This window comes from Arthrobacter sp. 2YAF22_2 (assembly GCF_052114645.1).
Classification (GTDB): Bacteria; Actinomycetota; Actinomycetes; order Actinomycetales; family Micrococcaceae; genus Arthrobacter.
In genome coordinates this window covers 1-2422 of the sequence record NZ_JBFRFD010000525.1, presented here as the reverse complement: position 1 = coordinate 2422, position 2422 = coordinate 1, and the positions used below count along the sequence as shown (strand labels likewise).

Genomic DNA, 2422 nt, shown 5'->3' with positions numbered 1-2422 from the left:
CCTCCTACGCCAAGCACATCGACGACTTCACGGTCCTGCCGGTTTACGGCGGCTCCGCCTACGGCCCGCAACTGGCCGGCCTGCGCCGCGGCGCCCAGGTTGTTGTCGGTACCCCCGGCCGCGTGATCGACCACATCGCCAAGGGCTCCCTGGACCTGTCCGAACTCCAGTACCTCGTGCTGGATGAGGCTGACGAGATGCTGCGCATGGGCTTCGCCGAAGACGTGGAGCAGATCTTCCAGCAGACCCCCGAGGGCCGCCAGGTTGCGCTGTTCTCCGCCACCATGCCGAGCCAGATCCGCCGGCTCTCCAAGCAGTACCTGAACAACCCGGCCGAGATCCAGGTCAAGTCCAAGACCACCACCGGCGCCAACACCCGCCAGCGGTACCTGCAGGTGATGGGCCCGCACAAGCTCGATGCGCTGACCCGCATCCTCGAGGTCGAAGAGTTCGACGGCGTGATCGCCTTCGTCCGCACCAAGATGGCGACCGAGGACCTGGCCGACAAGCTGAAGTCCCGCGGCTTCCAGGCCGCCGCCATCAACGGCGACATCCCGCAGCAGCAGCGCGAACGCACCGTTGACGCGCTCAAGGAAGGCYGGATCGACATCCTGGTCGCCACCGACGTCGCCGCCCGCGGTCTGGACGTCGAACGCATCAGCCACGTGGTCAACTACGACATCCCGCACGACACCGAGTCCTACGTCCACCGCATCGGCCGCACCGGCCGYGCRGGCCGYTCCGGCGACGCSATCCTSTTCATGACSCCGCGGGAGAAGTACCTGCTGCGCTCCATCGAGAAGGCGACCCGCCAGCCGGTTGAGCAGATGCACCTGCCCACCGCCGAGACGGTCAACACCCTGCGCCTCGGCAAGTTCGCTGAGAAGATCACCGAGACCCTCGAATCCGAGGACGTCTCGGCGTTCCGCGACCTGATCGCTTCCTACGAGCAGGAGCACAACGTGCCGGCCGCCGAGATTGCCGCAGCACTGGCCGTCATGGCGCAGGGCGGCCAGCCGCTCCTGGTCAAGGAACTGCCTGCCGCTCCGGAATTCCAGAAGCGCGAGCGCTCCAAGGACGGCTTCGGCTCACGTGGCCCGACCCGCACGCTGACTGAGGGCAACGCCACCTACCGGATCGCCGTCGGACGCCGCCAGCGCGTCATGCCGGGATCCATCGTCGGCGCCATTGCCAACGAAGGCGGCATCTCCTCGGCCCAGATCGGCGGCATCGATATCCGTTCGGACCACTCCCTCGTGGAGCTCCCGGCGGACCTGAGCGCCGAGCAGTTGCGTGCATTATCCCGCACTCGGATCGGCGGTGAGCTGATCCACCTCGAACTGGACAACGGCCGTAAGCCTTCCGGTGACCGGGGCGCCTACCAGGGCAACCGTGGCGGCGACCGCGGCGGTTACTCCGGCGGCAGCGGAAACTTCAAGGGCAACGGCGGCTTCAAGCGCGAATTTCGCAAGAGCGACGGCGAGCGTTCCTCCGCGGACCGCGGCGGCCGATCCTTCAGCGACCGCAACGAGCGCGGCGTGGGCACCGACACCCGCAAACCCCGCACCGAAGGCGGCTTCAGRCCCCGCAACAAGTGGTAACCACTAGTTCCTAGGCAACACCAGAACGGGCCGGCTCTTGAGCCGGCCCGTTCTGCGTTGGTCCAGGGCTAAACGCCAGGAGTACGCTTCGTCACATCCCGGCTGCGGACCGGTGCCCGAGGCCCCTGTCCGACCCGGCTGTGGCCCCGAAATTCCCCGGAACGGCGGGGCTTTTGGCGGAACCGGAGGGGGCGGTCGGTCGATTTGTTGGGAGCCGGATCTTCCGGTAGAGTATTTACTCGTTGCCCCCCTAGCTCAGTGGTAGAGCGCGTTCTTGGTAAGAACGAGGTCACCGGATCGATTCCGGTGGGGGGCTCTGGATGGGGGCCTGTGTCAAGGCGGTTTTGACCGGCTTGACGCAGGCTTTTCTCATCCGTGGCGGTGTAGCTCAGTTGGTTAGAGCGCACGACTCATAATCGTGAGGTCGGGAGATCGAGCCTCCCCACCGCTACAGATCAAGACCCCGCAGGTGCGCCCTGCCGGGGTCTTTCTGGTTTAACCCGCTGACGACGGAACAGGTGCGGCGGTGGAGCGCTTGAGACAGAATAGGTCGATGACGCGAATCGCAATCATCGGCGGCCACGGCAAGGTGGCTTTGGAACTCTCCGGCATCCTCGCCAAGGGCGGGGCCGACGTGACATCCATCATCCGCAACCCGGACCACGCCGGCGACGTGGCCGCCACCCGCGCCACCCCGCTGGTACTGGACGTGGAAAAGTCGTCGTCGGCGGAGATCGCCGACGCGGTGAAGGACCACGACGCTGTGGTCTGGTCTGCCGGGGCCGGCGGCGGCAGCCCCGAGCGGACCTACGCCGTGGACC

Annotated in this window: 2 protein-coding genes and 2 tRNA genes; all 4 read left to right on the top strand. The window is 66.7% G+C overall.

Going from position 1 to position 2422, the window contains the following annotated elements:
* Nucleotides 1–1601: helicase-related protein (locus AB4Y86_RS16830; RefSeq protein WP_441403312.1), on the top strand; the 1601-nt coding region annotated here is incomplete at its 5' end.
* Nucleotides 1602–1845: 244 nt separating this feature from the next.
* A tRNA-Thr gene (locus AB4Y86_RS16825) sits at nt 1846–1917 on the top strand.
* 61 nt (nt 1918–1978) lie between these two features.
* Nucleotides 1979–2052, top strand: a tRNA-Met gene (locus AB4Y86_RS16820).
* A gap of 102 nt (nt 2053–2154) precedes the next feature.
* The coding region (locus AB4Y86_RS16815) for an NAD(P)H-binding protein (RefSeq protein WP_441403311.1) at nt 2155–2422 on the top strand (268 nt) is incomplete at its 3' end.